This is a genomic window from Gaiella sp., assembly GCF_035710885.1.
GTDB lineage: Bacteria > Actinomycetota > Thermoleophilia > Gaiellales > Gaiellaceae > Gaiella.
The window spans coordinates 151503-176472 of the sequence record NZ_DASTCS010000046.1; the positions used below are offsets into that span (position 1 = coordinate 151503).

Sequence of the window (24970 nt, forward strand, 5' to 3'; positions counted from 1 at the left end):
CGCCCTGCGGGATCGTCTAATGGTAGGACGCCGGATTCTGGCTCCGGAAGTTGGGGTTCGAGTCCCTGTCCCGCAGCCTCGAAACGCCCCTTTTGGGGCGTTTCGCGTTTTGCGGACAGAAAACGCTTGTAACACCCGCTGTGAAGCTTTCGTAAGCGTTTCCCGACGACTTTGTGCTCCAGGGTACGCTCGCCTGATCTGCCAGACGACAACGGCGGCGCCGGGCTACTCCGCGTAGGCCCGACTGCGGCGCGCGCCGTGACCCTGTCTCCGACGCGGAGGTTGTCTCCTGAAAGCCCTGGTCACGGGCCTGTGCGCCCTCGTTCTCTGTGCGACTCCGGCCGCCGCGCAAGCAGGCACCTCGGTCGACCTCGGCCCCCGGCTCGCGAAGCACCTGGCGACCATGCAGAGGTCGAGCTCGGTGATCCGCTTCTTCGAAAGGCACCGCTGGCTCCTTAAAGACCCTCGATTCGCCAAGGAGGCGGCCGTCCGCCTCGGTCTTGCGCAGCGCACGCTCGCGTCGACCAGGGCGAAAGCAGCCCGCGCACGGGCGGAGGTCGCGCGTCGAGAGGCCCAGGAGCGCCGCGAGCGCCTTCTCGTCGAGCTCGCACGCTCGCCGGAGAAAGCGATCTGCCATGTCTTCGGCGCCCACTGCCAGGAGGCGCTGCAGGTGGCGCGCTGTGAGTCGGGCTACCGGGTGTCGGCGCAGAACGGGCAGTACCTCGGGCTGTTCCAGATGGGCTCCAGCGAACGCCGGCTGTTCGGCCACGGCCCCACCGCGCTCGAGCAGGCGAGGGCCGCCTACCGGTACTTTGTGCGGGCAGGCCGAGATTGGAGTCCCTGGTCGTGCAAGCCGTGGTACTGACGTCCAGCCACGATTCGTGCGCAAAGTGCGGAACCGGGTCATGCCGCCGGGTTCACACGACGCACGTTCGCTGGTAGTAGAGCGACTGTGCCCTTCTGGCGGAAGCCCGACCGCCTGAGGCCTCTCGACGAGGCAGCCGCATATGCGCGCTGCCACGGCGACCGCGACGAATCGGTCCGCGTCGTCAAGCTCCCGCCGCGCCGCGCCCGCTACGACCTCCTCGCCACGGGCGAGGAGATCCGGCGGCGCTTCGAGGAGCGCATCGACGCGCGCGACCCCGAGCCGCTCGCCCCCACGCCGTCCGCGACCGCCTGAGTCCCGGTCACTTCGTCGGCGCGTACGTGTTGACGACGATGCCGCTGGCGAACGGCGTGGTCTCGACGAGCCTCAGATGGGTGGTCTCGATCCCATCGATCAGACGCTGACCGCCGACTCCGAGTACGGGGAAGATCCACAGGTGGAGCTCATCGAGCAGACCGTGCTGCAGCAGTGTCCGATCGAGCTCACCGGTGCCGAACTTGAGGATGCTCCGCCCGGGCTCCGCCTTCAGCCTCGCGACCTCCTCGGCGACGTCCCCCTTGATGACCACCGCGTTCCACGCAGCGTCATCGAGCGTGCGTGAGGCCACGTGCTTCGGAAGCGCGTTGATCCGGTCCGTGTAGTCGTCTCCGCTCCGCACCGGCCATGCCTCGGCGAACACCTCGTAGGTCGCCCGTCCGAGGAGCAGGGCATCGGCGTCGTACAGCAGCCTGCGCGCGTACCCCGTGTGCTCCTCGTCCCAGTACCGCGAGCCCCAGACCTGCGGTTGGTCGATCGCTCCGTCGAGCGTCACGAACGTCGATTCGACGAGCTTCCTCATGGCGGCTTCCTCCTGTTGGCCTCGCTGACCTCGGTCTACACGTTTCGACCGAAAGGAGGCGTCGGACTCATCGCCCGGGGGGGACAGATGCGGATGGGCACGGGAGGGACCTACGCTAAACTCGTGCTCGCCACGGCCCATTCGTCTAGTGGCCTAGGACACCGCCCTCTCACGGCGGCGGCACGGGTTCGAATCCCGTATGGGCCTTTTCGAGATTCCTGGGCAAACGGATTCCGCTTAGGTAAGCGGAACAGGAGCGACGGGAACCCGCAGAATCGGCAGGGCGTTCCCCCACCGGTTCCCCCATCGGTGGCGGGAGGCACCACGGCGGATCAAGATGCCCGAGATGGCTCAAGCCGCTCGCTGGCGACGCAAGCGCGTGGTGATTCCGGTCGTGACGATCGTCGTGGTCGTCGTGCTGGGCGTGGTGCTCGTGGGGACCGGCGTGATCGTGCTCGGACGAGCGGCGGGCGGTTCGAGCATGTCCCCCACCATTCCAGCCTGCAACGGCCGCTGGCTCGCGGAGAACGTCACCTATCGCTTCCGCGACCCGCACCGAGGCGAGATCGTCGTCATTCACGCTCGTGGTCAGATCGGGGGTCCTGTCGTACCTGATCCGGCAGCGCGTGACCTCAACCTGGGGAAGCGCGTGATCGGGGTTCCGGGCGACAGGGTCGTTGGCCGCGAAGGCCGCGTGTTCGTCAACGGAGCGAAGGCGGACGACATCGCCACCGACCCCTTCCCTGTCACCCGTCTCGGTCCCGACGAATACTTCGTCCTCGGCGACAACCGAATCTTCTCGCAGGACAGCCGTGCCTTCGGTCCGGTGCCACGCGATGCGATCTTCGGGCGTGTCGTTCTCACCTACTGGCCGCTAGGACGGCTCGGCGTTCCTGGTTACGACAAGAACCTCGTCCCGCCGGGCGACCTCTGCTGACGGCATCGTCCCGAGCGGCCATCTCGACAGCCGCATACCCGGTCGTCACGCTTCCCCTAGTGGAGCCCGAGCTCGGAGTACGCGTTCACATGCGCGACGTTGAGACGCTGGACGACCTCGCCGACGTGACTGCCCCGGGCCCGGTCGAGCCGGGCGACCTCGTGGCGAGTGCCGACGCGACCTACCGCGTCGAGACCGTGCTCTGGACCCCGCCCGACCCGCGCTGCGTCCCGGTCCTCGCCCGCAGGGTCGAGCTCGCGATAGCCCTCGGGCTGACGCGAAGGAGCCGTCGTAGAGTACGGCGGCAAGATGTCCGTCCCAGACTTCCAGACCCTCATGCGTCCCCTGCTCGAGGAGTACGCGGACGGCGAGGAGAAGCCGATCGCCGAGGTGCGGAGCGTACTCGCGACGAAGTTCGCTCTGACCCCCGAGGAACTCGCGGAACGCCTGCCGAGCGGCTTGGCGAAGACGTTCGACAACCGCGTAGGTTGGGCCGCGACGTACCTCTACCGCGTCGGCCTCCTCGTGCGGCCACGCCGCTCGGTGTACGCGATCACCGACCGGGGCCGCGAGGTACTCGCGGCCAACCCGGAGCGAGTGGACCTCACCGTCCTCTCTCAGTTCCCCGAACTCGCGGAGTTCAGGAAGGGGAGCTCGTCGCCTCGGAGGGCAAGAGCCGCATCCGTGCCGATCGCAGTCACGGACACGGCGACGCCCGAGGAGCGCATCGAAGCGGCTTACCACGAACTACGCGAGGCGCTGATCGCGGAGGTCCGGGACAGGATCGCCGCGATGCCACCCTCGGCGTTCGAGGACCTCGTGCTCGACGTGCTCCACGCGATGGGGTACGGCGATGGCACCGAGCACTCGCGGCTTCGCGTCGGAGGGAGTGGCGATGCCGGTATCGACGGTGTTATCAGAGAGGACAGGCTCGGCCTAGACGTTGTGTACGTGCAGGCGAAGCGGTGGGAGCGACAGTCGGTCGTCCGGTGGTGCAGGGCTTCGTCGGCGCACTTCAAGGGGCGAGGGCCACGAAGGGCATCATCTTCACGGCGTCGAGCTTCTCCTCCGACGCAGTGACGTATGCGGCCGGCGTGTCACCGCGCGTGATCCTGGTAGACGGAGAGCGACTCTCCGAGCTGATGATCGACCACAACGTAGGAGTGACCGACCGCGAGACCTATGCCGTAAAGCGCGTGGACGGCGATTACTTCGCCGACGAGGAGTAGCCGAGCTCGCCGAGGTCGCCGTCCGTCGCGCTGTAGTCGGGCGCGTCGCCCCCGCTGGCGAACCACCCGACCAGAAAGAGGACGGCGAACACGACACCGGACAGGGCCAAGAGCCGCAGCCACGACGGAGTTAGAGCGTCAGGCAACGGCGTCACCGCGCCAGTTCGGTCGGACGATTGGCGAGTCCTTCCTGAATCCCCAGATCGCGCAGTAGATGCCAAGGAACGCCTCCCAGATGAACTCCGGGATGACCAGGAGGCTCACCAGGCCGGTCTGATCCCACCAGTCGAAGAGCACGCCGAAGTTCCCGAACAGGAGCAGCGGCCCCCCGATCATCCCGAGCCAGGCCATGCGCCGCGGGACAAGCCCGGACTTGTACATGAGGTAGCCGAGTATCAGCCCGTTTCCGAAGGGCACGACCATTCCGGGGCCGAGCAGGAACGTCCAGTCCTTGAGCGCGGCGAGCGAGACCGCGAGGTCGGCCGCGTCGGGAGAGTCCTGACGCATGGTCACGACCCCGAGCACGAAGATGATCCCGGTCGCGATGAAGACGCTTTCGATGATCCGAGCACCGACGTAGCCGATGGCGAGAGCCTCGTTCTGCCGCCTCGCGATCGGGTAGAGCACAACGGCCGTGCCGACGTTGGCGAGGACGAGGAGAAACTCGAGAAAGGCCCCCAGGTAGATCTGGCTGTCCTTACCGCCGCCGGCGATGTACCCCGCGGGATCGTCCAGGACGGACTGGAAGAGGATGAGCGCCGTAATCGACGTGACGAACGTGGCGATGAACAGCACTCCGAAGATCCGGCCATGCCTCTGGTCGTCATTCATCTGGTTCCCTTCGTCGCCTGGTCGGGCAATACACGAGCGACTAGCCCGCTAAACCTCGAACGCCGTCTCGGTTCCGCCCAGCGCTGCAGCGCAGGGATCTCGTCATCGCGCCGCGAGCGGCTCGGGTTCTTGCTCTTCTGTCTTCTTCAGAAGCTGGAAAGCGACGAAGGCAAGCCACACGAACCACGTGAGGGCTCCCGCCCGGTTCGACGCACCGTCGCCGATCAGCGAGAAGAGGATGCTCGCCAGGAAGAACGCGGGAATGGCGGCCAGTGTCGGCAACCAGGCGTTACGCCAACTGGGGAGACGACGGAACGCGAACGCGAGCACGAGCGGCGAGCCAAAGATGAAAATCCCCGAGAGAGCGGTCGTGAAACGGTGCCCATCTGAGTACCAGCTCGTGTTATCGCACCCTGCGTCGATGCCTTGGCAATCGAGGCGGAGGAACCCTTCGAGAAAGAGTGTGACGCCCACACCCACAAGGCCCACGACACCCACCCGCCCGAGGAGGTCGGGCGATAGCGCTCGCCACAAGCCGAGCGCGAAGACCACGATGAGGATTCCTGTGAGGTTCATGCCGACCTGGTTGTAGATCCACGGGCTCGAGGCCGTCGTGGCGCCGAGATCGCTGGTCGCGTCGTCGGCGCTGCTGAAGTCGTCAGGTTGTGCCAAGCCGCCGAAGAGAAGCGCTGCGCCATACGTCAGCGGTGTGAGAAGGCCGCAAGCGGCGGCAAGGCGAGGCGGCATGTGTCGGCGGTTCCCGCCCAACGCTGCCGGCAAACGACGTAGGCGCTCGGGCACGAGTGCTACCTCGAGTTCCCCGATCAGTTCAACGCGCTCGTTCGCGGGTTCGTGCGATCCGTCGCCTGACCCGGGGGTGACCCCCTCGACGCCGAGCGCCGAACCCCGGCGGGGACTGTGGCCGCGAGAAACACTCCGCGAAACTTGGCCCGGCCCTTCATGTGCCACGGGGGTCGTGCCCGGTCACGACGCGAGCTAGAGTTCCTGATGCGGGCCTCGTTTGCAGCCAGTAGCGGAGCGAGGAATGTCCCCGCAGGTCGCCGCTTCGGTCGTCCTGGAGCGGTCGGCAGGCCCCGTAGGCCAGCCGGTCGCAGCCCGTGGCGGGCCGGTTCTCAGGAAGGGCGCTCCGTTTTTATCTGCCTTGAGGAGGACCGAAGATGGCAACCGACTACGAGACACTGATCCCAAGCGGGATCGCAGATCAGGCAATCGCCGCCGCCGAGCAGGAGTCCGTGGTGCTCGCGCTGGGCAACGTCATTCGGATGGGAGCCGGGGTCGAGTCGATCCCGGTCGTCTCCGTCGCGCCGAGCGTGGGCTTCGTCAGCCCCGCCTTTGGCGGCCGTAAGCCGATCACGCAGGTCGAGTGGAGTGCCGAGCGGCTCGACCCCGTCGAGATCGCGGCCACGCTTGCGATCCCCGATGCCTTCATTGACGACGCTGGCTTCCCCGTGTGGGAGTCCGTTCGCTCGGAGCTCGCCAAGTCGATTGCCAAGGTGCTCGACCAGGCGGTGCTGTTCGGAACGAACGCTCCGGCCGAGTTCCCGGCCGGTGGTATCGCCGGACTCGCCGGGGCCGCCCAGACGGGCGCGACCGCAGGCGAGGCCATCGACGCGGCCCTCAGCGCGGTCGAGGCTCAGGGCGTTCGCCCGAGCGGCATCGCCTCCGGGCTCTCGATCCTGTCGGCGATCCGCAAGGCCCAGATCGCGGCCGGGCTCGGGCCAGTGACCGGCGAGGTCGAGTCACGTCTCTTCGGTCTTCCGGTCGAGACGACGGTCAACTGGGACGCGACGAAGGGCGATGCCGTCGTCGGCGACTTCGCCTCGCAGCTCATCATCGGCATCCGCGAGGACATCACCTACGAGCTCTCGACCGACGGCGTTCTCGTTGATCCGGGCGGCGTGATCCAGGTGTCGGCGTTCCAGGACGACATGACGCTCCTGCGCGTCCACCTGCGAGTCGCCTGTGCGGTCGCCCAGCCCGTCGGGCCGAGCGGTTCGCCCATCGTCGGATTCGAGTTCGCTGACTGGACGAGCGGGGCGACCGCTCACGCCGGGAGGTCGAAGGCGTAGGTCGATCCAGTGGGTGGTGACAGAACCACAACCCGCGCGGTGCTTAACTTGGTCCGAGAATGCCCGCTGACGCGCCGGTCATTGTCGTCGGCGCCGGGCCTTCGGGGCTCTCGGCTGCCGGCGCTCTCGCGCGACTCGGCGTCCGCGCGACCGTGCTCGAGCGCGACGGCGAGGTCGGCGCCCGCTGGGCCGAGCGGTATGACCGACTGCGGCTCCACACGATCAAGCGCTTCTCCGGTCTCGCGCATCAGCCACTCCCGCGTGAGCTCTCGCGCTACGTCACGAAGGACGAGTTCGCACGCTACCTGCGCGACTACGCGCTGCGTTTCGGGCTCGACGTCCGTCTCGACACGGACGTGACGCGCATCCGCCGCGACGCGGACGGCTGGATCGTGGAGGCGCCAGCTGCCGCGTTCCGTGCCCCTGTCGTCGTCGTTGCTACTGGGAAGTACGACGCCCCGGTCGTCCCTGAGTGGCCCGGCCGTGAGACCTTTCGCGGCTCGCTCGTCCACTCGAGCGCATACCGCTCCGGCTCCGCCTACGTGGGCCAGGACGTGCTGGTCGCCGGCTTCGGGAACACCGGGGCCGAGATCGCGGCCGACCTCGTGGAATCGGGTGCCGAGCGGGTAGCCGTTTCCGTCCGAGCGTCGCCCCCGATCACACGCCGGGACATCGTCGGCATCCCCATCCAGCTGCTCGGGATGACAGCCTCCGTGATGCCGCCCCGAGCCGCAGACTGGATCGCGTCAACGCTTCAGCGGGTCGCGATCGGCGACCTCACCCGCTACGGCCTCGGACCGGCCGAATGGGGGACGTTCACCGTACGGCACCCGCCGGTCATCGATGTTGGCTTCCTGCGCCAGCTCCGCGCGGGGCGCGTCGAGATCCTGCCCGCCGTCGAGCGCCTGACCGAGCGCGAGGTCGTCTTCGCCGACGGTCGCAGCGAGCCGTTCGACGCAGTGGTCGCGGCCACGGGATTCAGGAACGCCCTCGCCGACCTCGTCGACCTCGATGGGGAGCCTGCGCAAGCGCCTGCAGGCGGCGCACCAGCCCGGCTGGCGCACAGGCTGTACGTGATCGGGTTCCGAGAGACCGTGCGCGGCGACCTCTTCGAGACCCGGCGCGACTCGCTCGCGCTCGCACGCGAGATCTCGCGCGACCTGTAGTCGCGCAAGCGACACCCCTCCCGGGGCGACAGGGTCGAGGTCACCCGGCCGCCCCACTACCCTCGGGGGCATGAGCCGCAACTCCGATCAGACAGTCGCCGAGATGGCGGAGCTCGCCCTTCGGCGTTCGCAGGCGCTCGGCAAGCCCGTCGTCGTTGCGGGGTTCACATCGAGCGGCGAAGCCACGGTCTACGACGGCGACCTCGTGGAGGACGGCGAGCTCGAGCTCCACGAAGTCGGCCAGGTGAAGGTGACCCCGACGCCGCCCCGTGGCCGACCCGAACAACGTCCGGGTGACTGTGTAGCCTGATCCTCGACTAGGAGTACGCGGGGGGCCGGTCTGTCGCGGGCCGCCTTTCGCATGTCCGTCCGACCCGCCCGTTACGGTCTCGGGTTCCTAGTCGATGACCGCGACGCTCCTCATCGAGTGACCGACCGGCCGCTTCCCGGCCTCTCTCTGAGCGAGACGTTTGAGCTCGACCGGCTCCGCGATCCGCGAACCCTGAACCGCCGGAAGCTCTACGAGCTCCGCTGGCTCGCGGGGAAGGCACTCGCCTACGCGGGCGGCCGTGAGCTCACGCTCGACCAGCGGATCACGCTCCGCCGTCTGCGGCAGGCGTCATACGTCGAGGACTCCCGCCGCTACGCCGATGCCCTGGCACGTCGTGAGCGCGTGGCTGCGTCAAGGCCACCGGACCCGCCTATCCCCATCGCCGTCTCGTTTGGGGCCGCGGTGTCGAGTGCGCTGCACCTTCGTCGTGTCCGGCCCCCGAGGACGGCCGTCGCCGCAGTGCCACGAGTTCGCCCCCGTGGCCGCCGCCGTCGCTCGACGGCATCGCGGAGTTCGCGGAACCGCTCCCCCGGCCGAGAACCTGACGAACCCGAGCCGCCACGAGGGCCGCGTACGGGCGCGAGGCCCGCCTGGTGAGCGGCTACGACATCACCGACTACTTGCATGGGCTAGATCCGGCCCAGGCGAAGGCTCGCCTCTATGAACTCGCGGCCAAGGCCACGGTGCCCGAGCTCCCACTCGTCGAGCCGGACCCGGCCCCACATGCGGGCATCTCGCCGTGGGAGTCGACGCCGTGGTCCAGGTTCCGCGACGCAAGCCCGGAGGAGCACCGCTGGCTCATCAACGGGCTGCTTCCGGCGGGGATGCTCGCGTTCGTCGCGGGTCCACCCAAGAAGGGCAAGACCTGGATCGGACTGACGCAGGCGCTGGCGCTTGTCACGGGCAAGCCCCTATTCGGTGAGTACGCGGTCGAGGAGGCAAGGCCCGTGCTCTATATCGCCCTCGAAGGGTCGCGGCCAGGACTCCGGGCGAGGATCGGTGCGCTCGCCCGTGGCCTCGGGGTCGATCCTGACGGTGACGGGCTCGATCTACTGCACACGCTCTACCGACCCCGTCCCTTCGACCTCGCTGACCCTGAGACGGCGGGCTGGCTCAGCGATGAGGCAGAGCGCGTCGAGGCAGCGCTGGAGATCGTTGACGTGCTCCGAGCGGCGGCACGCATCAAAGAGAACGTGGCCGAGGAGTTCGCTCGCGTCCGTGACGGGCTAGAGCCGCTGCTCGCCGACGGCCGCACCGTCGAGCTCCTTCATCACTTCGGAAAGCTCACCGAGACGCAGAAAGAGAGGTCACCGGGCGAGCGCATGGCAGGGACTGGCGCGATGCACGGGGCCCTCGATGTCGGCTTCCTCATCACTCGCTCCGAGAGTGGCGCACGACGGCTTCGGGTGGAAGTCGAGGCCCGCGACTTCGCCGCCCCTGACGCGCTTGGCGTCGTCATCGTCGGCACGGGCACGGGGGAGCACGGCGGGTTCACGTTCACCGACACGGCCACCGTTGAGATCGACGCGAGCGCCGCCGAGGGCCGTGACCTTGCCGCCGAGCTTGAGGCGCTGTTCGTCGATGGCGAGTGGCGCACCGAGACGGAGCTCGCGGGGAAGAAGGCCGGGATCAGCGTCAACCGTGACGAAGCAGGAGCCGCACTCAGCGGCGCCCCTGATCGCTTCGCGTCGATCACGGGCGAGGTGGCGAAGCTGGTCGGGCGATCACCGAGGGCGAAGCTGTGGGGGACGGTTGCGATGAAGGCTGCACTTCCCGGCCCGGAACCTGCTCAGAGCTTCGAGCGAGTTGAGCAAGTTCCGTCGTTCTACAACGCCGAGCTCCGGGTTGAGCAACTTGCTCCCCCTTCGGGGGAAGCAAGTGAGCAAGTTGCTCAACGTGACCGGCCGAGCTCATCCCCCGCCGCCAACAACCAGAGCAACGCGGTGGACGAGGACGAGATTGAACGGCTCGCCGAGCTCGCCCGCGACGCTCAGGGCAAGCCACGGTCATGAACCCCCGCCCGACAGCGGCAGAGCTTCTCGCCCAGGGCACGCTCCTCGACTCCGGGCACTTCCGTGAGCTCGGGCTTTCGGAGCGGGCGACTCAGGCCGTGTGGCGGGCCGTCTCCGTCGTCTACCTGCCCGGCTTCAACCGCCCACTCGTCCCGGTCGAGGCTTACCTCGCCCTCATCGCTGGGAACACGTACTGCGACCGATGCGGCGACAAGGTGCAGCCCACGCGTGGGGGGACGCGGAGGCCTTGAGTCATACTTCGTGTGCGCTCAGATCGAGCGCCCGAGCGGGGCCGCGTCAACGACCCCAGCTCGGACTTCGGAGCAGACCTGCTAGGAGGCCTGACCGCATGAGAACCCTACGACGGCCCAGGACGGCCCGCCGGTGAGCGCCTGGGTTGAGACGTACAAGACACCGAAGGGGAAGATCCGCCACAAGGTGAGGTGGACGCTGGGAGGACGAGGAGCTCGTCCCCGCTACGCCGGTACGTTCCCACGCAAGGCCGACGCGAACGCCCGAGCCGCGTGGATCAGGAGCGAGCTCGCTGCGATGCGCGTCCCCGACCTGCGACTGATCGAGCCGGACCGCGTCTCGGCGAACACGCTCACCGAGGTCGCCCAGCGGTGGCGAGCGAGCCGCATCGACGTGGCCGAGGGGACGGTCAAGACGTACACGACAAACCTGAACCGCATCCGACCAGTGCTTGGGACGACAGCCGTGGATGAGCTTGCGTGGGAAGACGTGCAGCCCCTCGTCAACAAGCTGCACGAGGAGGATCACCTCGACCGCGAGTCGATCCGCAAGACAAAGTCAACGCTCGCCCAGGTCCTCGACTTCGCCGAGGTCGTTCCGAACCCAGCGAAGGACAAGAGGGTGAAGCTCCCCTACGAGGAGCCCGACCAGATCGACCCGCCGACGGCCGATCACATCGAAGCGCCACTCCGGCTCGTGCCATCGAAGTACGTGCTGCCGGTGCTCTGGCTCGACTGGTCAGCCCATCGGGTGACGGCCGGTGTGGACAAGGTGACGGTGGGCGACTGGGACGCCGCTCGGGGCCGCGTCCGGGCCAGGGCCGCGACGACGAAGACGCGACTGGCGCACTGGCGAGAGATCCCGCCCGAGCTCGCCGAGGCCATCGACAGGACGCTCCTGCCACGCGACGACCGTGACCTCGCCGCCCCCCTGTTCCCCGGCGTGAAGTCGGATGCGCTGCGAACGGCAATCGCCAAGGCCTGCAGGGCGACGGGGACGCCACTCTGGTCACCTCACGACCTCAAGCACCGGCGCATCTCGCTGCTACACGCTCAGGGCAAGTCGTGGGCCGAGATCGCCGAGCTCGTGGGTAACCGCTCCGCGAAGCTCCTCGCCGACACGTACACGCACGTCCTCATGGACGAGCGCGAGCTCGACTACGGGAGCATCATCGCCGAGCGGCTTGGGGCTCCTGGCGAGACCGTCCTCGCCTGACGGAAGGGGACGGAGGCAACGCTCTGTCCCCCACCGGTTCCCCCATCGCCCTGAAGAAGTGGCCTGTTTACAGCGAGGTTTGAATCCCGTATGGGCCTTTTCCGGGTTTCTCGATATGCGAGTGGCCCATGAACAGGGGCGTCTGAACCGCGATGGACCTATCGAACATGGAGCTCCGACGACAAGCTCGACAGCTCGCGTTCGGTTGAACGCACGGAGGTAGATCTCCGTCGTGGTCGATCCGCGACTGATCGATCAATGCCTGGAGGGCACGAGCAGGGATGACTCGTGGGACGCGACCGCGAATCTCTCACGTTGCGCAAGCACGGTGCTCTCGACACTCACGGCGCCGCCACCTTGCGAACCGTGGTCGGTTCGACTTGTTGAGCGGGTTTTGCCTGCCCGACGTACGGGTATGCGAGGAAGGTTCTTTCCTCAACCCAGCTCCAAGGAAGGGGGAGAGATGGGAAGGAACCTCTCTGTCGCGGCGGTAGCGCTGCTGGCAGTTCTCACTGGTGCCGGTTCGGCGGGCGCCGACGTACGGATCACCGATCAGTCCTACGTCCGTCACGACGGCGGGACCGACATCACGATCGAGTCGTGCAGCAGCGACTTCAGCGATTCCGCTCTCGACGCACCGACGCCCACGCCTCCGGCTGACGAGGGGGGCGGCGAGCGGCAGCAGAACGAGCCGACGGCAGCGGTCAATCCGCTCGATCCGACGAAGATGACGGCCGGGGCGAACGACTACTGCCCGGTGTCGACTACCACGGACGCGTGGGCCGGCTTTTACTACTCGTCGAACAGGGGCGCCACGTGGACGAACAGCCTTCTGCCTGGCTACCCGACCGACACCTCGGCGGAGGGGCAGGCGTCTCCGCTACACAACTTTGTGACGTCGGCGGGCGATCCCGTACAGGACTGGGATCGTGCGAATCACCTCTACTACGGTGGAATCGCTTTCAACCGGAGCAGGCCCGCGAACGGCTCGATTTGGGTTGCGCGCTACAACTGGTCGCCGCCGTTCGCTGCTCCTGACTACGAGTTCACGAGCATCGTCTCACGCGGGACGCCGAGCCCGATCTTCCTCGGACACTTCGAGGACAAGGTCGAGCTCGAGGCCGACGATGGCGTCACCAGCCCGCATGCCGGCAACGTCTACGTCTGCTGGGCGCGCTTCACCGGCTCTGGGGCGAACAACTTCATCGAGCTCGCCCGCTCGACCGACGGCGGTCGGACGTGGCGGACCCAGAAGATCTCCGAGTCGATCCACGGCAACCAGGAGTGCGACATCGCCGTCACAAGGACGGGAACTGTCTTCGTGACCTGGCGCCAGTACGAGTTCAAGGCCGACCAGGGGCAGGCGCAGGCGGACGCCATCGCCTGGGTCAAGTCGCTCGATGGAGGGGCCACGTTCACGAAGCCGGCGATCGCCCAGGAATTCATCCACTGGGACATGACCGACCACGCAGGCTCGCCGGCGGCAATGGCGCAGGCCCGCTACGAGTCGTGCTTGGCGGCCGACGGAACCCTCGGCAGCTGCGAAGGGCCAACGGTGAAGAACGACGCCCGCGACTGCGGTGACGGCCCACTCGCATGCCAGTCGGGCTATGTCTTCGGCCGGGTCAACTCGGCGCCTCGCAACGCAGCCGACCCGTCTGCGACGGGCGACCCGGACGCACTCTACGTCGTCATCGAAGCCACCGTTCCCGGCACGCAGCGGCCGGCGGCGCGTCCCTCCTACGGAACGATCGTCTCCGGGACGGCGAGCCAGAGCGCGATCTACTTCACGAAGACGACCGACGGTGGAACGACGTGGACGCCACTGACGCCAATCGATCCGCAGGCGGCGGGGAACCAGTTCTACCCTGACGTCGACGCCAACGGGGGTCGCCTCCACGTCGTCTGGCAGGACACCCGGGCCGACACGGCAACGGGTTCCGACGGCAGCTTCATCAGCGTGCCGTTCCAGAACCGGCACGTCGCTGCGAACCCGCCCGGGAGCACATCCTCGGGCGCGGCTGTGCAGTCGTTCTACGCCACGTCGGCCGATGACGGGGCCTCCTGGACGTCGACGCCCGCCTCGTCGGTCGCCTACCCGCTTCAGTGGGAGCAGTTCGGCAACCGGGATGTCCCGTTCTTCGGCGACTACAACTACATCTCGGCCGTCGGCACGACCGTCCTGCTGAACTGGACGGACGGCCGTGACACGCTCGCCGGAACCGATCCCCGCTACACCAACGGGGACGGCACGGACGGCTTCGACGTGCATCAGTGCCGCACTCAAAATCCCGCCACTGGTGCCTGGTCGGCTGACGGCTGCCCCAATGCAGGCGGCCTCGACCAGCAGATCTGGGGCCTGGTCATTCCGTAGCGCAAGCCACGAGGGGCGACCTTCTGGTCGCCCCTCGTGAGCCCCGGGTTTTCGTGTTCGCATGTGCGCAGTTCCGCGCTGGCGAGCTCGACCCGCCCCTACGCGGCCAACGGCGGCTCGTCCTTCGGGTGAGCCGTCGGCTCGGCGTCGCTCGAACCGACCGCGGTGTCGGCCGGGGCTCCCTCTCGGCGACTCCGCACGAGGAAGGGGACCGCGAGCAGCTGAAAGACGGAGCCGACGAGGAACGACGTGGCGTAGCTGTAGGCATCTGCCGTCTTCCCGAGCACGGGCTGGATCACGACGCCGCCACTGGAGCCCATCAACGAGTCGAAGGAGAGGACGGTCGCCCGCTGTTGCGACGGGATCATGTCGTTCAGGTACGCCTGTCTGATCGGCATGTCGGCCGCGAAGATCAGGCCCCACAGGACGAGTAGGAAGAGGGCCAGCCAGAACGAGCCGACGACGCCGAGCAGGGCGAGGATCAGCGCGCTCACCGTACCGCCGAGGATCAGAGCCGTTGTCCGCTTCGCAAACAGACGACGGATCCTCGGCGCGGCCCAGCCGCCGAGGATCTGCGATCCGGCGACGATCGCGGCCGCGAGCCCGGCGACGGCGTATGCGTCGGGGTCGCCGTAGAGCTCGAGCAGGAACGGCTGCAGCGCATAGAACGTGTAGAAGCCGACACCCGAGGCGAACGGGGCGGCGAGCATCACCCAGCGCACCGGCGGGTTCCCGAGCCCGTGCTCGAGCGATGCCTCGAGCACCTGGCGCGTCGCCTGCAAGGGAGCCTCTCTGCGCGCCGGCGTGAAGCCGAGGTCGTGCATGAGCCTGTATGCGACCGCGAACATCGCCAGCAACACGGCCACGCGGAGCAGGAACGGGACACCCAGCGAGGACGCCTGGGCGATCACGCCGCCGGCCACCGAGCCGCCCAGCATCGCCACACCCCCGACCATCTGCCCGCGACCCAGGACCGCCTCCAGCCCACCGTCGTGCCCGGCATGGTGAAGCGCGTCGACGAGCCACGCCTCGACCGCGCCCGAGAAGAACGTGAAGCCCAGGCCCAGCAACATCGAGACGACGGCCCACGCCCAGAACGGCGCGCTCGTCACCCACAGCACCCAGTAGAGGAAGGTCGACCCCGACAGCGTGAGCGTGCCGAGGAGGTACGACGTCCGTCTTCCCCACGTGTCGGCGACGACACCGGTCGGGATCTCGAAGACGACCATCCCGGCCGTAAAGAACGCGTTGGCCGCGAACGCCTCCAGGTTGCTGAGCCCTGCGTCGAGCAGGAAGAGCGTGTTGATGCCCCAGATGAACGACGCGGCCAGCGTGTTGCCCAGCATGAGCACGAGGTACGTGCGTTCGATGCGGCGCGCGAGCTCGTTCACGGTCAGTGCAACGTCTCCCACACGCCGTTTCTGCCGGGCGGGTCAACGAGGCCCTCAGGCCGGACCGCCGAAGTCGACCTCCCCGGTGGCGACCGTCCCGTCCGTCCGGCCGGGCGCGGTCTGGTAAGTCCAGTACAGGTTCGAGTGCGCGATGACCTGGTCCGGCGGCGGCGCCCCCCACGCCGTCTGGTGCTCCGTCGTGTGGGCGTCGCTGACCAGGGTCGCGTCGTACCCCCTGGCGAGCGCGTCGTGGAGCAGCCGCTCCACGTATTCCTTGCACTCCGCCTCGCCCTCGAAATCCGGAACGTCCGCCCAACCTCCGTCTCGCACTCGCGATCGTCGTCGGGAACGTGAGGACCGGCGTCGTGCTCCGACGCGGCGGGGCGGAGTGGGCTGGGTCGGTCTTGCCGTCGATCCGGACACGGCCTCGATGCCGGAGCGGAGGATCAGGAGCGCGAACAGGCGGCCCGACCGCGATCGCGGCCACGACGACGGCGTACTCGGCAAGCGCCTGCCCGCCTGCCGGGGTTTCGCCACGCCCGCCTCATGACGAGCCCCGCTCAGATGACCGGCGGTGGGACCGGGTCCGGCTCGTCCGGTGGCTCCGGGTCAGGGGTCGGAAGCGGCTCGGGGCCGGGGATCGGCGGCTTCGGCGACGGCGGTAGCGGAGATTCGAACGACATGAGGTCATGTGCCCTCGCAGCCGCAGGCGCAAACCCGGGCGGGCGCGGGCAGTTCGTGCGCTTGCGCACGGGCGCGAGGTGGGACAGGCTTGTCCGGCCGGTCCTACCTCGACCGACGGCACGGAGGGTGGGGCCGGCGTACCGCCGTGGCCGGCGCTCCCACGCCGAGCGGCGCCGAAGACCCGCCCTCGTCTGCCATCATCACGCCGAGACGACGAAGGAGGCGATGAGATGGGCGTTGCCGACTTGACGAAGGTGCTGGACGACGCCGGAGCCGAGTACGAGCTCCTCCACCACGGGCACACCGAGCGGGCCGTCGCCGAGGCCGAGGTGCTGGGGCTCGACGCCTCGGAGGTGGCGAAGACCCTGATCGCCCGAACTCCCGCCGGTCGGTTCCGCGCGCTCGTCCCCGCATCCGAGCGACTGGACATGCGAAAGCTGCGCGAGGTCGTAGGGGGCTCGAAGGACGACGTGCAGCTCGCCACGGAGACGGAGATGGCGCACGACTACCCGGAGTTCGCGCTCGGCGCCGTCCCGCCGGTCGGCGGAGCCCGTCGCGAGCCGGTGATCGTCGACCGGAAGCTCGCCAGGCGCGAGTGGCTCGTCTTCGAGGCCGGCTCGCACGACGACTCGGTTCGCGTCCGGACCGCGGACCTCCTTCGGATCACGGCCGCGCAGACCGCCGACCTCTGTCAGGACTGAGCTCCCCACGCGACGGGCGCGCGGCGTCGGCGTCAGCGGGCGGTCCAGCCGCCGTCCATCACGAGCGGCGCACCGGTGAACGCGGAGCCCGAGGGGCCGAGGAGAAAGGCGACGGCGTCGGCGACCTCGGACGGGTCGAGCATGCGCTTGAGCGCCTGTGGGGCGAGGAGCACCTCCTCGAACACGCGGTCCTCGGGGATTCCGTGGACGCGCGCCTGGTCCGCGACCTGCGCCTCGACGAGCGGCGTCCGGACGTACCCAGGGCAGACGGCGCTCGCGCGGATCCCCTGCGATGCTCCCTCGAGCGCGAGCGTCTTCACCAGGCCGAGCACGCCGTGTTTCGCTGACACGTAGCCCGCCTTGAACGGCGAGGCGACGAGCCCGTGCACCGACGCGAGAACGACGATCCGACCGTTGCCCGACGCACGCAGCACGGGCCACGCGTAGCGGGAGAGCAGGAACGGGCTCGTCAGGAGCAGCGCGACGAGCGCATCCCAACGGTCCTCGTCGAACTCCTCGACGGAGGAGACGTGCTGGAAGCCCGCGTTCGGGATCACGGCGTCGAGCCGGCCGAAGCGCTCGACGGCCGCGTCGACGGCCGAGCGGTTCCCCTCGCGCGTCGTCAGGTCGGCACCGAAGGGGTCTCCCGGCCCGTCCGCGTCGGGAGCGAGGTCGACGGCCAGCACCCGCCAGCCGTCGCCGACGAGCCGCCCTGCGATCGCCCGCCCGATCCCGCCGGCCGCGCCGGTGACGAGCGCAACCTCGCTCATGGGCCGCCGCGGACGTAGATCACCTGCCCGGTGACGTACGCCGCGTCATCCGAGCAGAGAAACGCGATCACCCCGGAGACGTCCTCCGGCCGGCCGACTCTGCGGAGCGGTGTCTGCTCGGCGACCGCGGTCTGGAAGTCCTCGAAGGAGACCCCGATCCGGTCGGCCGTCTGCCGGGTCATCGCCGTGGCGATGAATCCCGGCGCGACGCAGTTCACGCGCACGTCGAAGCGGCCGAGCTCGATCGCGAGCGTCTTTGCGAGGCCCTGGATCCCCGCCTTCGCGGCGGAGTAGTTCGCCTGGCCGCGGTTGCCGAGTGCAGAGGTCGAGGAGATCAGCACGATCGAGCCGCTCTGCTGCTCCGTCATGTGCGCCTGCGCGGCCTGCGCGGCGAGGAAGGTGCCGCGCAGGTGCGTCGCGATGACAGCCTCCCAGTCGTCGTCCGTCATCTTGTGGACGAGGTTGTCGCGGATGATCCCCGCGCACGTGACGAGAGCGTCCAGGCGGCCGGTCTCGGCTGCGGCGGCGACGGCCGCCTCGACGTCGGCGCGCGAGGTGACGTCGCAGCGCACGGCGCGCCCGCCGATCCGCTCCGCCGTCTCGGTCGCCGCCGCCTCGTCGAAGTCGGCGACCACGACGTGCGCGCCCTCCTCGGCGAGTCGCGTCGCGGTCGCGGCGCCGATCCCCCTGGCGCCTCCGGTGACGAGCGCCGTCCGGCCCTCGAAGCGCCTCATCGGAGCATCCGCAGGACGAGCTCCGCGACGCACACGGGCTTCTCGCCGGCCTCCCGCTCGACCGTCGCGAGCACCACGCCCTGCTCCCCGCCGGAGACCTCCTCCACGGACTGCACCGCGAAGCGCGCCCGGATGCGCGAGCCGGACGGGACGGGCGCCGGGAAGCGCACCTTGTTGACGCCGTAGTTGACGCCGAGCCGGTAGCCGGTGAGGCCGAGCGCCTGGGTCATCAGCGGCACACACAGCGAGAGCGTCAGAAAGCCGTGCGCGATCGTCGTCCCGAACGGGCCCTCGGCGGCCCTGACGGGGTCGGTGTGGATCCACTGCGGATCGTCGGTCGCCGCGGCAAACCCGTCGATCCTCGCCTGGTCGATCTCGAGCCACTCCGTCGGCCCGAGCTCCTTTCCGATCAAGTCCGTCAGCTGGGTCATCTCGGTCGAGCTCTCCCTCGTCGAAGGGGACACGGCCGAGGCCGCATCCCTGTTCACGCCGGGCCCCAGCGTACGGCGCCCGCCGCCCATGTGTATCCGGTACCCGCCGCGGGCAGCGGCCGAGATCGCCGTCCACACGTCGCCGGCCCGCTCCGCGCGGTCGAGAGCGAGGAGCGGGTCGACACCGCTCGTGGCGAACCGCCGAGGTCAGCTCTTGCAGGTCGTCGTCTTGACGAACGCCGGCGAGTAGAGGTCGGTGTACGTGAACGGCTTCGTCGCGAACGCGTTGCGGACGATGCTCGCCGTCGACTTGACCTTCTGCACGTCGATGTAGCCGACACCGTGCGTGCGCGTGCACGTGTTCTGGACGAAGTACTTGAGGATGCGGAGCTCGTTGCCCGCCGTCACCGGATCGACGATCGGAACGTGTTTCTGCATGATGTGTCCGGATTCGCCGGGGTTCTGCATCGCGTAGCGGAGGCCCCGGAGCAGCGCGCGCGTAAAGCGTCGTACCTGCTCCGGGTTGTTCTGGATGCGCGAGTCGGTCGTGACGACGCCGTTTCCGAGCAGGCCCTTCAGATACTGGGAGTACTTCAGCGTCCGCACCTTGCGCCCACCCGCGGCGCGCTGCAGGGTCGGCACACCGACCGTGAACTGCCCGATCGCGTCGACCCTGCCGGTGGCGAGGAGCGAGGGGAGCGTCTGGGGCGTGCCTGGGACGATCTCGACCCTGGACCTGTCGATCCCCGCCTTCTTCGCGTAGTACGGGAAGAGCCGGATCACGATGGACGCCGGCAGGTCGGCAAGGGTCTTGCCCTCGAGGCTCTTCGGGCTCGCGATCCCCTCTTCCACGAGCGATGCGATGGCGGCCTGGGTCGCCTGGCTCGTCACGGCCACGAACTTGACGGGGAAGCCGCCCAGGACGCGGCCGACCATCGTGCCGGTGATCTCCGAGCCTGCGTAGTCGATCTGGCCGGAGGCGAGCAGTCGGGCGTTGTCGGTGCCCAGCCCGGGAACGACCTCGACGTCCAGGCCGACGTCCCGGAAGTACCCCTTCTCGATCGCCACGTACACGAACCCGTCCCGACCGAACGACCCGAACGACGTCGCATAGCGGACGGTCTCCAGCTGGCGGCTCGGCGTCGCGGTGGCGGTAGCCGCCGTGAGGACCCCGGCGAGGACGACGATCAGTGCAAGAAGGGCGATGCCTCTGCTGCTCAAGCGCATGTCGTGACTCCCTCGCATCGAACGGGACGGGAAGGCGTTATGCTCGCGTGCGCGGAATCCTAGTTCGAGATACCGAACGAAGCAAGGAGGCTCCGACGGCGATGAGCCGCATCCCGAAGATCGACCTCGAGTCGCACTTCTTCACCCCCGAGTACATGGCACTGCTCGAGAGCCGCACGAGGCCGCCCCGCTTCGAGGTCACCGACGAGAACGTTCGCGTCTGGCTGGAGCCGTCGCTGCCGGACGTGATGCTCACGCACAGTCACCCGCTGCGCGACACGCTGCTCGACCTCAGCGCCGCACGCATCGAAGCGATGGACCGGGTGGGGATCGCGATCCAGTTCCTCAGCGTCTCCAGCCCCGGGTTCGAGCAGTTCGAGCCCGACGTCCAGGTGGAGCACGCGGGCAAGGCGAACGATGCCCTGGCGGCGTTCATCGCCGACCATCCGAGACGGTTCGTCGGGCTCGCGAGCCTGCCGGTGTCGGCGCCACAGACGGCGGCCGACGAGCTCGAGCGCTGCGTTCGGGAGCTGGGGTTCAAGGGCGGGAACATCCACTCGCACATCGGAGACACCTACCTCGACGACGCCCGCTACTTCCCGATCCTCGAACGGGCCGCGACGCTCGGGGTGCCGATCAACCTCCACCCGACCCTTCCGCACGGGAACATGCTCCAGCCATACCTCGGCTACGGCTGGGCGATGCCCGGGCCCGGCCTCGGCTTCGGTCACGAGACCGCGGTGCACGCGATGCGGATCATCTACTCCGCCGCGTTCGACAAGCTCCCCGACCTCCAGATCATCCTCGGCCATCTGGGCGAGGGGCTGATGCACTGGCTCTACCGGGTGGACTTCGACTTCAACAAGCCGTGGATGGCGAAATCCCATCGCTCCCAGATCGAGCGGAAGCCGAGCGACTATCTCCGGTCGAACTTCTGGTACACGTGCAGCGGCAACTGGCTCGACTCCGCACTGCTCGCGACGATCCACGAGGTCGGCGTCGAGCGACTCATGTTCGCGAGCGACTATCCGTGGGAGCAAATCGAGGACGGCGCCGACTTCATCGAGGCCGCACCGATCAGCGAGGACGACCGGAGGATGATCTGCCATGGGAACGCGGAGCGGCTCTTCGACCTCAACGTCTAGAGCGCGGCGCGAGCCCGAGCCCGCGAACCGCTCGGCCGCGCGCGTCCTCGACATCCTCGACCTGTTCCTCGACGGCCGGCCCTGTCACACGTTGACGGGGGTCAGCGAGCTGCTCGGCATCCCCAAGAGCACGGCGCACGGGATCCTCCACGCGATGCGTCGGCACGGCTACCTGACCTGGGACCCGTCGAGCCGGACGTACGCGATCAGCCTGCAGCTCGTCGGGCGGGTGGCGGCGGCGCCCGTCATGGAGCTCGTCCGGACACGCGCTCGACGTCGTCTGGACCGGCTCGCGACGACGCTCGGCGAGACGGCGATACTCATCGGGTACGAGGGCGCCGAGAGCGTGGCCGTCGATTTCGTAGAGGGCGCGCGCGCTCTCAAGTACGCGGTTCGCGTGGGGCGGGGCTGGCCCCTCCACGCGACCGGCGGAGGCAAGCTCTACCTCGCGCAGTTCACCGACGACGAGGTTCGCGAGCTGCTCGGCGACCTCGATCGCCAACGGGTCACCGCCGGCACCATCACGGAGATGGACGTCCTCCTCGCCGAGCTGGCGCAGGTGCGGCGCGCCGGCTGGGCAAGCCAGCACGGCGAGATCATCGAAGACGTGTCCGGGTTCGCCGCACCCGTCACCGATCCGTCCGGAAGGCTGCTCGCGTCGATCGTCGTGACCGGCCCCAGTCCACGCCTCGAGGAAGGGCAGGAGAAGCTCGTCGCGGAGCTCCTGGGCGAGGCACGCGCCCTCAGCGCCGAGATCGCCGCGATCGGTCCCGTGGCCGCGGCCGAGGCCGGCACCGTCACATGACGACGGCCGAGACGCAGCTGGGAACCGCGATCGGGGGGGCCCAGACGCGAAGCAGGGTCGGAGCGGTCGCGCTCCGCGTGCTTCTGCCCGCCGTGACGATCATCGTCCTGATCGCGCTCTGGTGGCTGGCCACGGTCGTGTTCGACTGGCCTGCATACCTCGTGCCGACGCCCGGAGACGTCTGGAACGAGATGGTCGACCAGCGCAGCCTGCTCGCGAGTGACTTCAAGACGACCCTCTTCGAGAGCCTCCTCGGTTTCGGCCTCGCGATCGCGATCGCAGTCCCGTTCGCGGTCGTCATCGCGTATTCGCGCCTCCTGGAGCTGACGATCTACCCCGCCCTCGTCGCGCTCAACGCGATTCCGAAGATCGCCATCGCCCCACTGCTCGTCATCTGGATGGGGTTCGGGATCGGCCCGAAGATCGCAATGGTCGTCCTGATCTGCTTCTTCCCGATCGTGATCAGCACCGCCACCGGGCTGAAGTCCACACCCGCCGAGCTCGTCGACCTGGCGCGCTCGCTCTCCGCGTCGAGCGTCCAGGAGTTCGTGAAGTTCCGCTTCCCCGCAGCGCTCCCCTACGTGTTCGTGGGCCTCAAGGTCGCGATCGCGCTCGCGGTGATCGGCGCGGTCGTCGGGGAGTTCGTCGGTGCCACCGAGGGGCTGGGGTACGTGATCATCGCCTCCGGCCAGAACGCGAACACGACGCTGGCGTTCGCAGCGATCGTGCTGCTCTCGGTGATGAGCATCGTGCTGTTCTACGCGCTCGTCCTCCTCGAGCGGCTCGTCGTCCCTTGGTCGGAGGACTAGCCGCGACCGCCATCCAGCTCAGTGGCATCTCACACGTCTTCGAGTCGAGGAAGGCGCGTCTGCACGCGCTCGACGGCATCGACCTCGCGGTCCGCGAGAACGAGTTCGTCACGCTCGTGGGCAGGTCCGGCTGCGGCAAGTCGACGCTGTTGCGCATCATCGCCGGGCTGTTGCGCCCGACGGTCGGCGACGTTCGTGTGAGCGGACGGCCCGTGACCGGCCCGCGCCGCGACGTCGCCTTCATGTTCCAGCGCTCGGCCCTGCTGCCGTGGCGCACCGTGCTCCAGAACGTGATGCTCCCCGTCGAGATCCTCAAGCTCGACCGGAGGACGCACCGTCGACGTGCGGAGGAGCTGCTCGCGCTCACGGGGCTCGAGGGTTTCGAGGATCGCCGTCCGGACGAGCTCTCCGGGGGCATGCAGCAACGCGTCTCGCTCTGCCGGGCGCTCGTGCACAACCCCTCGGTGCTCCTCATGGACGAGCCGTTCGCCGCGCTGGACGCCCTGACGCGCGAGGAGCTGAGCCTCGAGCTGCAGCGGATCTGGAGCGAGGACCGCAAGACCATCGTGTTCGTGACGCACTCCATCCAGGAGGCGGCCCTGCTCGCCGACCGCATCGCCGTCATGAGCCCCAGACCTGGACGCATCGCGCGCTTGCTCGACGTGACCGCGTCGCGTCCCCGGTCGCTCGGAATCACGGCGCACAGCAACGAGCTCGATCGCGTCAGCGCCGAGCTCCACGAGCTGCTCTTCGCGCGCGAGACCGCGGGGCAGGCGGACGGCCCCGCCGGTCCTCACAGGAGCGTTACGACGGATCCCAGCTGACGTCGAGGCGTTCCAGGCCGCGGGCGAAGAAGATCGGCTCCCAGGCGAGTGGGCCGCCGACCAGTCGCAGGCCGGGGAGCCGCTCCAGCAGGAGCCTGAGAGCGATCTCGAGCTCGAGGCGTGCGAGCGGGGCGCCGATACAGAAATGGACGCCCTTGCCGAAAGCGAGGTGCCGGTTGAGCCCGTCGCGCCGAGGCTCGTAGTCGGCAGGGCAGGCGAATACCCGCTCGTCGCGGTTCGCGGAGCCGTAGTGGACCATGACCCGCGCTCCGGCAGGGAGCGTCGTGTCGCCGATCGTGACCTCCCTCGTCGTCGTGCGGTAGAGGCCCTGCGCGGGCGACTCGAGCCGGAGGATCTCCTCGACGGCCGCGGGGATCAGCGACGGATCGGTATAGAGCTCCTCCGCCCGCCCGTGCTCCCGGAGCAGCACGACCAGCGCGTTCCCGATCGCGCGCGTCACGGTGACGTGGCCCGCGACGACGAGATCGAGCGGCACGCCCATCACCGCCTCGCGGACGAGCGGAGGCTCGATCTGGGCGGCGGCGGCCAGCAGAGCCGAGGTGAGATCGTCCCCCGGGCTCCGCTCGCGCTCGTCGAGGAGCGCCATGAAGTACCGCTGCAGCTCGACCGTGCTCTTCGCCCACTCGAGCTGCTGCTCGAGTGTCGCGCCCGGCTGCTTGAGCCGCAGCCAGTGGACGCTCCACTCGTGCAGACGTGGGAGATCCGCCCGCGGGACGCCGAGCATCTCCCCCACCACCGTGAGCGGGAGCGGCCAGGCGAAGCGCCTGACGATGTCCGCCTCTCCGTCGGGCCGGAGCTCGCCGATCAGCTCGGACGCCAGCTCCTCGATCCGCGGCGCCATCTCCGCGATCCGCCGTGGCGTGAAGGCCTTCGTCACGAGCCCCCGGATCGCGGTGTGCAGCGGGGCGTCCGTGTCGATGATGACGGGCATCTCGGGCCAGCCCTCGTCGAGGACCGCCTGCACCTCGGGCGGGAGGTCGACGTGCGACGAGGTGAGCGCGTCGCGCGAGCTGAACGTCTCACCGTCCTTGAGGACTCGGAGGACGTCCGAGTGCCGCGTGACGACCCAGAAGCCGTAGCGCTCGGCGTAGAAGACGGGGGCGTGCGCGCGCGCCTCCGCGTACAGGTCGTATGGGCTCTCGCGCTGCGCGGGTGAGAGCGGGTCGAAGTCGATCGCGGTCATCTCCGGACCGGACGGGCCGACCGGGATGCTCGCGCCGCTTCTCGACACCTGGCTGGACGGGACACGGAGGTTTGTCGATGATAG

26 protein-coding genes, 2 tRNA genes and 2 pseudogenes are annotated in these 24970 nt (G+C 68.7%); 18 read left to right on the forward strand and 12 right to left on the reverse strand.

Going from position 1 to position 24970, the window contains the following annotated elements:
- Positions 1 to 5: 5 nt before the first annotated feature.
- From VFO26_RS11035 to VFO26_RS11045, 3 genes are all read left to right on the forward strand, one after another.
- A tRNA-Gln gene (locus VFO26_RS11035) sits at positions 6 to 76 on the forward strand.
- A gap of 327 nt (positions 77 to 403) precedes the next feature.
- The gene (locus tag VFO26_RS11040) at positions 404 to 865 is read left to right on the forward strand and encodes a hypothetical protein (protein ID WP_325115033.1); all 462 of its coding nucleotides are present in this window, start codon (positions 404 to 406) and stop codon (positions 863 to 865) included.
- Between the two features lie 87 nt (positions 866 to 952).
- The gene (locus VFO26_RS11045; protein ID WP_325115034.1) at positions 953 to 1180 is read left to right on the forward strand and encodes a hypothetical protein; all 228 of its coding nucleotides are present in this window, start codon (positions 953 to 955) and stop codon (positions 1178 to 1180) included.
- Positions 1181 to 1187: 7 nt separating this feature from the next.
- On the opposite strand, the gene VFO26_RS11050 is transcribed toward VFO26_RS11045, so the two are convergent.
- Positions 1188 to 1724: a dihydrofolate reductase family protein gene (locus tag VFO26_RS11050; protein WP_325115035.1), complete on the reverse strand. Its 537-nt coding sequence runs from the start codon at positions 1722 to 1724 to the stop codon at positions 1188 to 1190.
- Positions 1725 to 1858: 134 nt separating this feature from the next.
- Here VFO26_RS11050 and VFO26_RS11055 point away from each other — a divergent pair.
- Together VFO26_RS11055 and lepB are read left to right on the forward strand one after the other, a co-directional pair.
- Positions 1859 to 1931: transfer RNA gene (locus tag VFO26_RS11055), tRNA-Glu, on the forward strand.
- Positions 1932 to 2130: 199 nt separating this feature from the next.
- Complete coding sequence (lepB, locus tag VFO26_RS11060; RefSeq protein WP_325115036.1) at positions 2131 to 2661, forward strand: signal peptidase I; 531 nt, start codon at positions 2131 to 2133, stop codon at positions 2659 to 2661.
- Between the two features lie 56 nt (positions 2662 to 2717).
- Here the strand turns inward: lepB and VFO26_RS11065 are convergent, their stop codons facing one another.
- A complete protein-coding gene (locus tag VFO26_RS11065; RefSeq protein WP_325115037.1) occupies positions 2718 to 2999 on the reverse strand; it encodes a hypothetical protein in 282 nt (93 codons plus the stop codon).
- Between VFO26_RS11065 and VFO26_RS11070 the strand changes: the two are divergent.
- Positions 2998 to 3890: pseudogene (locus VFO26_RS11070) on the forward strand (restriction endonuclease). The gene VFO26_RS11065 and the pseudogene VFO26_RS11070 overlap by 2 nt on opposite strands.
- On the opposite strand, the gene VFO26_RS11075 reads toward VFO26_RS11070, so the two are convergent.
- The 3 genes from VFO26_RS11075 to VFO26_RS11085 form a co-directional block, all read right to left on the reverse strand.
- A complete protein-coding gene (locus VFO26_RS11075; RefSeq protein ID WP_325115039.1) occupies positions 3869 to 4000 on the reverse strand; it encodes a hypothetical protein in 132 nt (43 codons plus the stop codon). The pseudogene VFO26_RS11070 and the gene VFO26_RS11075 overlap by 22 nt on opposite strands.
- A 28-nt stretch (positions 4001 to 4028) precedes the next feature.
- Positions 4029 to 4721 carry a DUF4386 domain-containing protein gene (locus VFO26_RS11080; RefSeq protein ID WP_325115040.1) on the reverse strand — a complete coding sequence of 231 codons (693 nt, stop codon included), beginning with the start codon at positions 4719 to 4721 and terminating at the stop codon, positions 4029 to 4031.
- 102 nt (positions 4722 to 4823) lie between these two features.
- Complete coding sequence (locus VFO26_RS11085) at positions 4824 to 5522, reverse strand: DUF998 domain-containing protein (RefSeq protein ID WP_325115041.1); 699 nt, start codon at positions 5520 to 5522, stop codon at positions 4824 to 4826.
- Between the two features lie 377 nt (positions 5523 to 5899).
- On the opposite strand from VFO26_RS11085, the gene VFO26_RS11090 reads away from it, so the two are divergent.
- The 7 genes from VFO26_RS11090 (at position 5900) to VFO26_RS11120 (ending at position 14161) form a co-directional block, all read left to right on the forward strand.
- Positions 5900 to 6811, forward strand: coding sequence for a phage major capsid protein (locus tag VFO26_RS11090; protein ID WP_325115042.1), 912 nt, complete (start codon positions 5900 to 5902; stop codon positions 6809 to 6811).
- Between the two features lie 59 nt (positions 6812 to 6870).
- Positions 6871 to 7977, forward strand: coding sequence for an NAD(P)/FAD-dependent oxidoreductase (locus VFO26_RS11095; protein ID WP_325115043.1), 1107 nt, complete (start codon positions 6871 to 6873; stop codon positions 7975 to 7977).
- 70 nt (positions 7978 to 8047) lie between these two features.
- Entirely contained in the window at positions 8048 to 8287 is a 240-nt protein-coding gene (locus tag VFO26_RS11100) for a hypothetical protein (RefSeq protein ID WP_325115044.1), read from the forward strand.
- A 614-nt stretch (positions 8288 to 8901) separates the two neighbouring features.
- Positions 8902 to 10320: an AAA family ATPase gene (locus VFO26_RS11105; RefSeq protein ID WP_325115045.1), complete on the forward strand. Its 1419-nt coding sequence runs from the start codon at positions 8902 to 8904 to the stop codon at positions 10318 to 10320.
- Positions 10317 to 10571: a hypothetical protein gene (locus VFO26_RS11110; protein ID WP_325115046.1), complete on the forward strand. Its 255-nt coding sequence runs from the start codon at positions 10317 to 10319 to the stop codon at positions 10569 to 10571. The genes VFO26_RS11105 and VFO26_RS11110 overlap by 4 nt, the downstream gene beginning before the upstream one ends.
- Before the next feature lie 133 nt (positions 10572 to 10704).
- Entirely contained in the window at positions 10705 to 11787 is a 1083-nt protein-coding gene (locus tag VFO26_RS11115) for a site-specific integrase (RefSeq protein WP_325115047.1), read from the forward strand.
- A 463-nt stretch (positions 11788 to 12250) separates the two neighbouring features.
- On the forward strand, positions 12251 to 14161 hold the full coding sequence (locus tag VFO26_RS11120) for a sialidase family protein (protein ID WP_325115048.1): 1911 nt from the start codon (positions 12251 to 12253) through the stop codon (positions 14159 to 14161).
- A 98-nt stretch (positions 14162 to 14259) separates the two neighbouring features.
- Here VFO26_RS11120 and VFO26_RS11125 read toward each other — a convergent pair whose 3' ends face one another.
- Positions 14260 to 15552: an MFS transporter gene (locus VFO26_RS11125; RefSeq protein ID WP_349259076.1), complete on the reverse strand. Its 1293-nt coding sequence runs from the start codon at positions 15550 to 15552 to the stop codon at positions 14260 to 14262.
- A 54-nt stretch (positions 15553 to 15606) separates the two neighbouring features.
- Positions 15607 to 15807: pseudogene (locus VFO26_RS11130) on the reverse strand (cysteine hydrolase); the annotation flags it as partial.
- A 659-nt stretch (positions 15808 to 16466) separates the two neighbouring features.
- Between VFO26_RS11130 and VFO26_RS11135 the strand changes: the two are divergent.
- Complete coding sequence (locus tag VFO26_RS11135) at positions 16467 to 16937, forward strand: YbaK/EbsC family protein (RefSeq protein ID WP_325115051.1); 471 nt, start codon at positions 16467 to 16469, stop codon at positions 16935 to 16937.
- A gap of 32 nt (positions 16938 to 16969) precedes the next feature.
- Here VFO26_RS11135 and VFO26_RS11140 read toward each other — a convergent pair whose 3' ends face one another.
- The 4 genes from VFO26_RS11140 to VFO26_RS11155 form a co-directional block, all read right to left on the reverse strand.
- Positions 16970 to 17707, reverse strand: a complete 738-nt coding sequence (locus VFO26_RS11140) for an SDR family oxidoreductase (protein ID WP_325115052.1) — start codon at positions 17705 to 17707, stop codon at positions 16970 to 16972.
- Complete coding sequence (gene fabG, locus VFO26_RS11145) at positions 17704 to 18441, reverse strand: 3-oxoacyl-ACP reductase FabG (protein WP_325115053.1); 738 nt, start codon at positions 18439 to 18441, stop codon at positions 17704 to 17706. Before fabG ends, VFO26_RS11140 begins: the two co-directional genes overlap by 4 nt.
- Entirely contained in the window at positions 18438 to 18872 is a 435-nt protein-coding gene (locus tag VFO26_RS11150) for a MaoC family dehydratase (protein ID WP_325115054.1), read from the reverse strand. Before VFO26_RS11150 ends, fabG begins: the two co-directional genes overlap by 4 nt.
- 207 nt (positions 18873 to 19079) lie before the next feature.
- The gene (locus VFO26_RS11155; protein WP_325115055.1) at positions 19080 to 20099 is read right to left on the reverse strand and encodes an ABC transporter substrate-binding protein; all 1020 of its coding nucleotides are present in this window, start codon (positions 20097 to 20099) and stop codon (positions 19080 to 19082) included.
- A 101-nt stretch (positions 20100 to 20200) separates the two neighbouring features.
- Between VFO26_RS11155 and VFO26_RS11160 the strand changes: the two genes are divergently transcribed.
- Genes VFO26_RS11160 through VFO26_RS11175 form a run of 4 tightly spaced genes read left to right on the forward strand, consistent with a single transcriptional unit; the run spans position 20201 to position 23682 of the window.
- Entirely contained in the window at positions 20201 to 21244 is a 1044-nt protein-coding gene (locus VFO26_RS11160) for an amidohydrolase family protein (RefSeq protein WP_325115056.1), read from the forward strand.
- Positions 21207 to 22049, forward strand: a complete 843-nt coding sequence (locus VFO26_RS11165; RefSeq protein ID WP_325115057.1) for an IclR family transcriptional regulator — start codon at positions 21207 to 21209, stop codon at positions 22047 to 22049. Before VFO26_RS11160 ends, VFO26_RS11165 begins: the two co-directional genes overlap by 38 nt.
- On the forward strand, positions 22046 to 22858 hold the full coding sequence (locus VFO26_RS11170; RefSeq protein WP_325115058.1) for an ABC transporter permease: 813 nt from the start codon (positions 22046 to 22048) through the stop codon (positions 22856 to 22858). The genes VFO26_RS11165 and VFO26_RS11170 overlap by 4 nt, the downstream gene beginning before the upstream one ends.
- A complete protein-coding gene (locus VFO26_RS11175; RefSeq protein ID WP_325115059.1) occupies positions 22843 to 23682 on the forward strand; it encodes an ABC transporter ATP-binding protein in 840 nt (279 codons plus the stop codon). The genes VFO26_RS11170 and VFO26_RS11175 overlap by 16 nt, the downstream gene beginning before the upstream one ends.
- Here the strand turns inward: VFO26_RS11175 and VFO26_RS11180 are convergent.
- Positions 23663 to 24886: a cytochrome P450 gene (locus tag VFO26_RS11180; RefSeq protein ID WP_325115060.1), complete on the reverse strand. Its 1224-nt coding sequence runs from the start codon at positions 24884 to 24886 to the stop codon at positions 23663 to 23665. The genes VFO26_RS11175 and VFO26_RS11180 overlap by 20 nt on opposite strands.
- Between the last annotated feature and the right edge of the window lie 84 nt (positions 24887 to 24970).